6 protein-coding genes are annotated in these 5,912 nt (G+C 60.4%); 1 reads left to right on the top strand and 5 read right to left on the bottom strand.

The annotated features are described in order from the left end of the window. Positions 1 to 3,034 (top strand): hydantoinase B/oxoprolinase family protein (locus tag ACIQ3A_RS13415; RefSeq protein WP_396432228.1); only part of this gene is annotated, 3,034 nt, incomplete at its 5' end. Between the two features lie 63 nt (positions 3,035 to 3,097). On the opposite strand, the gene ACIQ3A_RS13410 is transcribed toward ACIQ3A_RS13415, so the two are convergent. From ACIQ3A_RS13410 to ACIQ3A_RS13390, 5 genes are all read right to left on the bottom strand, one after another. After that, positions 3,098 to 3,427 carry a ComEA family DNA-binding protein gene (locus ACIQ3A_RS13410; RefSeq protein WP_396432227.1) on the bottom strand — a complete coding sequence of 110 codons (330 nt, stop codon included), beginning with the start codon at positions 3,425 to 3,427 and terminating at the stop codon, positions 3,098 to 3,100. Positions 3,428 to 3,547: 120 nt separating this feature from the next. Further along, complete coding sequence (lapB, locus tag ACIQ3A_RS13405; protein ID WP_396432226.1) at positions 3,548 to 4,705, bottom strand: lipopolysaccharide assembly protein LapB; 1,158 nt, start codon at positions 4,703 to 4,705, stop codon at positions 3,548 to 3,550. Continuing rightward, entirely contained in the window at positions 4,695 to 4,982 is a 288-nt protein-coding gene (locus tag ACIQ3A_RS13400; RefSeq protein ID WP_396432225.1) for a lipopolysaccharide assembly protein LapA domain-containing protein, read from the bottom strand. Before ACIQ3A_RS13400 ends, lapB begins: the two co-directional genes overlap by 11 nt. A 110-nt stretch (positions 4,983 to 5,092) precedes the next feature. Continuing rightward, complete coding sequence (locus tag ACIQ3A_RS13395; RefSeq protein ID WP_396432224.1) at positions 5,093 to 5,407, bottom strand: integration host factor subunit beta; 315 nt, start codon at positions 5,405 to 5,407, stop codon at positions 5,093 to 5,095. 114 nt (positions 5,408 to 5,521) lie between these two features. Continuing rightward, the coding region (locus ACIQ3A_RS13390) for a S1 RNA-binding domain-containing protein (RefSeq protein ID WP_396432223.1) at positions 5,522 to 5,912 on the bottom strand (391 nt) is incomplete at its 5' end.

Below are 5,912 nucleotides of genomic sequence, written 5' to 3'. Positions count from 1 at the left end.
AGGTGACACCACCGTGGTGGACGCGTATTTGTCGCCCATCCTGCGCCGTTATGTCGACCAGGTGGCCAGTGAGATGCCTGGTGTGAAACTGATGTTCATGCAGTCCTCGGGCGGCTTGACGGACGCCCAGGTTTTTGCAGGCAAGGACGCGATCCTGAGTGGTCCGGCAGGCGGCATCGTGGGCATGGCCCGCACCGCCCAGTTGGCCGGGCATGCCAAAGTGATTGGCTTTGACATGGGGGGCACCTCCACCGATGTGTCGCACTTTGCAGGTCAGTTCGAGCGCGAGTTTGAAACCCAGGTGGCTGGCGTGCGCATGCGGGCGCCCATGATGAGCATCCACACCGTGGCCGCTGGCGGCGGCTCCTTGTTGGCCTATGACGGCGCGCGTTTCAGGGTGGGGCCGCAAAGCGCTGGGGCCAATCCGGGCCCGGCCAGTTACCGCCGGGGCGGGCCTTTGGCCGTGACCGATGCCAACGTGATGGTGGGCAAGGTGCAGCCGGGGTATTTTCCGTCGGTGTTCGGGCCGCAAGCCGACCAGCCGCTGGATGCCGATGTGGTGCGCAGTCATTTTGAAAAAATGGCCGACCAAATGGGCCGACCTGCCGAAGACGTGGCGCATGGCTTCATCCAGATCGCTGTGCAGCAAATGGCCAATGCCATCAAGAAAATTTCGGTGGCACGCGGCTACGACGTGACGCGTTACACCCTTCAGTGCTTTGGCGGTGCAGGCGGGCAGCACGCTTGTCTGGTGGCCGATGCTTTGGGCATGTCGCAGGTATTGGTGCACCCGCTGGCGGGCGTGTTGTCGGCGTATGGCATGGGCCTGGCCGATCAAAACGTGATGCGCGAAGAATCCATCGAGCGCCGCCTGGATGCGGCGGCCATGACGCTCATGGCCGAGCGGCTGCAAGCCCTGGGTGAAGCCACACGGCAAGCTCTGCTGGCCCAGATCGGCCAGGGCGCTGACGAGGCCATCGCTGCACCGATCGAGTTGCGTCAACGCGTGCATTTGCGCTACGAGGGCACCGATTCTGCTTTGGTGGTGCCATGGGGCGACTCAGCCCAATTGGTGGCTGGCTTTGAAGCGGCCTACCGCCAGCGCTTTGCTTTCCTGATGCAAGGCAAGGCCCTGGTGGTCGAGGCGGTATCGGTCGAGGCCGTACTGCCAGGCGATGCCCCCGAAGAGGCCCGCATGGCTTTGCACCCCCAGCGTGAAGTGCCGCGCCGTGACACGGTGCGGGTCTATGCGGCCAACGCTGCTGGCCAGCCCCAGTGGCAAGAGGCAGCCTTGCTGGTGCGCGAAGACATGCGCCCGGGCGACGTGATCGACGGCCCAGCCATCATCGCCGAGAAAAATGCGACCACCGTGGTGGAGGCCGGCTGGCAGGCGCGCCTGACCGAGCTGGACCATTTGCTGTTGGTGCGTGTGCAGGCCAGAGCGGTGCAACACGCCGCCGGCACACAGGCCGACCCGGTGTTGCTCGAAGTGTTCAACAACCTGTTCATGAACATCGCCGAGCAAATGGGCCTGCAACTGCAGAACACCGCTTACTCGGTCAACATCAAGGAGCGGCTCGATTTTTCGTGTGCGCTGTTCAGCGCCGAAGGGCATCTGATCGCCAATGCGCCGCACATGCCGGTGCACTTGGGCTCCATGGGCGAAAGCATCCAGACCGTGATCCGGGACAACCAAGGTCGCATGCGCCCAGGCGATGTGTTTGTGCTGAATGACCCCTACCACGGCGGCACGCATTTGCCCGACATCACCGTCATCACCCCGGTCTACCTGGACGCTCACGCCGAACCGGTTTTTTATGTCGGCTCCCGAGGCCACCACGCCGATGTGGGTGGCCTCACGCCAGGCTCCATGCCGCCTTTTTCCACCCGCATTGAAGAAGAGGGCGTGCAGATCAACAACTTCAAGCTGGTCGAAGCGGGGCACCTGCGTGAAGCCGAAATGGTGGCGCTGCTTGAAAGTGGCGAATACCCTTCGCGCAACCCCCAGCAAAACATGGCCGACCTGAAAGCACAAATTGCGGCCAACGAAAAAGGTGTGCAGGAACTGCGCCGCATGGTCGATCAATTTGGTCTGGATGTGGTGCAGGCCTACATGCGCCATGTGCAGGACAACGCCGAAGAGTCGGTTCGCCGCGTCATCACACGGCTGAAAGACGGCGCATTCACCCTGCCCTTGGACAATGGGGCGCAGATTCAGGTGGCGGTGCGGGTGAACGCCACACAGCGCACGGCCGAGATCGACTTCACGGGTACCAGCGCCCAGTTGCCCAACAACTTCAACGCGCCCCGCGCGGTGTGCATGGCGGCGGTGTTGTATGTGTTTCGCAGTCTGGTGGACGATGACATTCCTTTGAACGCAGGCTGCCTGAAACCCCTGAAGGTCATCATCCCGGCGGGCTCCATGCTCAACCCGAACCCCCCAGCTTCGGTGGTGGCGGGCAATGTGGAAACCTCAACCTGCATCACCAATGCGCTGTTCGGCGCCTTGGGCGTGATGGCGGGCAGCCAGCCCACCATGAACAATTTCACTTTTGGCAACGCCCGCGTGCAGTATTACGAAACCATTTCGGGCGGCAGTGGTGCAGGCGGACGCTTTGATGCACAAGGCCAGCAGGTCGGGGGCTTTGATGGCACATCGGTCGTGCAAACCCATATGACCAATTCGCGCCTGACCGATCCCGAGGTGCTGGAGTTCCGCTTTCCGGTGCGCCTGGAAAGTTATGCGATCCGCCAAGGCTCTGGCGGCGCTGGGCGCTGGCATGGGGGTGACGGGGGCGTGCGCCGTGTGCGCTTTCTCGAGCCTATGACGGCGGGTATTTTGTCCAATGGGCGGGTGCATCCAGCCTTTGGCATGGCCGGGGGGCAACCTGGTTTGCCCGGCATCAACCGGGTGGTGCGCGCCGATGGCACAGTGCAAGAACTCTCGCACATCGGGCAGGTCGACATGCAGACGGGAGATGTCTTTGAAATTCACACGCCAGGTGGCGGTGGATTTGGTGAAGCTTTGACATAAGCCCTGCCAGGGCACTGGCCCTGCGCCGACCCCTTTGTCATTGATTTTCAGGGCGTCAGGCCATCAATTGTGTTGGGGCGTTGCAGCGTGCTTGGGTTTTGCAACGGGTGAGGCGCCAGGCGCTTGTGCATAGCCCAAGCCTTTGACTTGCAAACCCTGTTCTGAAAGATGGGCGGCTTTTTTGGGGCCAATGCCCTTGATGCGTTGCATCACATCTCGCCAATCGCGAAAGGGCCCTTGTTGCCGCTCGGCCAGGATGTACCGTGTCGTCCTCGGGCCCAGACCATTCAGACCATCCAGCTGAATTTCTGTTGCCTGGTTCAGGTCAATCTGCCCCCAAACCATGCCCACAAACAAGGCGGCGACCAAGCTGGCCGTAGGTTTTTTCAACATGTGCATCCCTCCCGGTGTTGTGCCTGCAGCGCGCTGCAATGGGGCACATTGTGGGTCGGGTGGTTTGATCAGAACAAGGGCTTGGGCACTTGACTTGAAACAAGCTGTTTCAAGCGGGTGTCAAAGTTCTTCAATGCGCCGCGGCGGATAGCTGTCCCAGGCCTGGCAGCCGGGGCAATGCCAGAAATGCTCTTTGGCTTCAAACCCGCAAGCCGCACAGCGGTAGCGGGCCAAAGGCCTGATGGCCTGTTCCAGTGCTTTTTGAACCGGGGCCGGCAAGGGGTGCGCATCGCTGCTTTCCTGGGTCAGCCAACGGGTAGCGGCCATCAAGGAAGCCTGCTTGTCCAAATGCCTGAGGTAGCGTTGGGGCGATGCGGCAGCGCCCTCAGCTGTGCCTTCTTCCAGTGCTGTGATGGCTTCCAGCACATCAATGCAGGGTTGTTTTTCGTAGTGGCTTTCCAGCAGCTGGATGGCCGGTTTGAGCAACGAAGCTGCTTGCGCGGCCTTGGCCAAACTGGCCGCGGCCAGCGGAGCCGCCACATTGGCCTTTTCAAACAACACAGCAAGGGTCTCAAAAGCCTGTGCGGCTTTTCCTTGCGACAGTTGCACCTGTCCGAGCAATATGCGCGGCCTGGCTGCTTCTGGCGTAGTCTGCACCGTCTCAGTCAGTATTTGCTGCGCCTTGGCCGCATCGCCTTGCTGAATGGCTTCGCGCGCTTGCTCGCATTGGTAGTGGGCCATGCGGATATCAAACTTGGCTTCGCCCGAATTTTCAAGCAGTCGGGCGACCCGCGCAGCTTCAGGCCATTCGCGCGAGCGCTCATAAATGGCCAGCCTTGCCAGGCGCGCCTGGCCTTCGTAGGATGTACCTTCGAGTTTGCGCAGTGCTTCTTCAGCACGGTCCAACAAGCCGGCTTTCAGGAAGTCAAGGGCCAAGCCATGCTGGGCGCGTTGCCGATCGGCACCGCTCAAATCTGCCCGAGACAGCAGGTGCTCGTGCACCCGCACAGCGCGGTCGTATTCGCCCCTGCGGCGAAACAGGTTGCCCAGTGCAAAGTGCAACTCGGAGGTGTCGGGGTCGTTTTGCACGGCTTCAATGAAGGCGTCAATGGCCTTGTCTTGCTGCTCATTGAGCAGGTAGTTCAAGCCTTTGAAGTAAGCACGTGGCGCTTGCCGATTGGCGATGCGCATCTGGCGCAGGTCCAAGCGTGAAGCAACCCAGCCCAATGCAAAAGCAGCGGGCAGACCCAACAAAATCCAGGTCAGATCAAGTTCCATGAGGGGGCTGAGGCGAAGAAGTGGTTTCGGCTGTCGGAGGTGTCGTCATGCGCAGGGTCTGGCGGTGACGCCACCATCTGGGCACCATGCCCAGCACACCCACCACCACACCCAGGCTGAACGCACTGAGCACCACCAAAACGGTAGGCGCAGACCAAAACGTGCCAAAAAAGAAATTGACACGTGTCTCTTGCTGGTTATTCAGCGCAAAAGCGAAGAGTGTAAAAAAGACAGCTGCTTTCAGTAGCCACTGAAGCAGCCGAAGCAGACGTTTCATGGAAGCCCTCGGAATCAGGCTTCATTCTAACGGGGGGCTTACCCCTTGAGATAAGGCCTCATGCACTGAGGTGGGCATAGGGCACTTCGCCGATTGACCGGCGCAAAAAATCAGGCTTTGGCCTTGACCTTGCCTGGGCTGACCGCACCTGCATCCACGGCTTCGCGCAAGGCTTTGCCAGGTTTGAAATGGGGCACCCGTTTTTCCGGAATCTGCACGCTTTCACCCGAGCGCGGGTTGCGCCCAACGCGCGGCGGACGGCGGTTGATCGAAAAGCTGCCAAAACCACGAATCTCGATGCGGTGACCTTTGACCAGCGCGTCGCTCATGGCGTCCAGCACCGTTTTGACGGCCAGTTCGGCGTCACGGTGGGTCAGCTGTGCAAAGCGGGCGGCGAGTTCTTCCACCAGATCGGAGCGGGTCATGTGTCAACCTCGTTGTTATTGCGGCTTGAAATTGTCTGGCACCATCCTGAAAAAAGCCTGCCCCCATGACAGGGGCAGGCTTTTCAGACAGCAAGTGTCTTCAGACCGATCAGATCAGTTGTTGTCCAGCTTGGCACGCAACAAAGCGCCCAGGCTGGTGGTGCCTGCGTTTTCACGCGAAGACTGCTGTGACAAGGAAGCCATGGCTTCTTGTTGGTCCACAGCGTCTTTGGCTTTGATGGACAACTGGATGTTGCGGGTCTTGCGATCCACGTTCACCACCACGGCCGTCACTTCGTCGCCGACTTTCAGCACATGGCTGGCGTCTTCCACGCGGTCGCGCGAAATTTCGCTGACACGCAGGTAGCCGATGATGTCTTCGCCCAAATCGATTTCAGCGCCCTTGGCATCCACCGTCTTGACCTTGCCGGTGACGGTTTGGCCTTTGTCGTTGATCGACACGAAGGTGGTGAAGGGATCGGAGTCGAGCTGTTTGATGCCCAAG

The organism is Limnohabitans sp. (assembly GCF_044361985.1).
Taxonomy (GTDB): Bacteria; Pseudomonadota; Gammaproteobacteria; order Burkholderiales; family Burkholderiaceae_C; genus Limnohabitans_A.
Note: the sequence above shows the minus strand (reverse complement) of the source record. Positions and strands in the feature narration are given on the sequence as shown.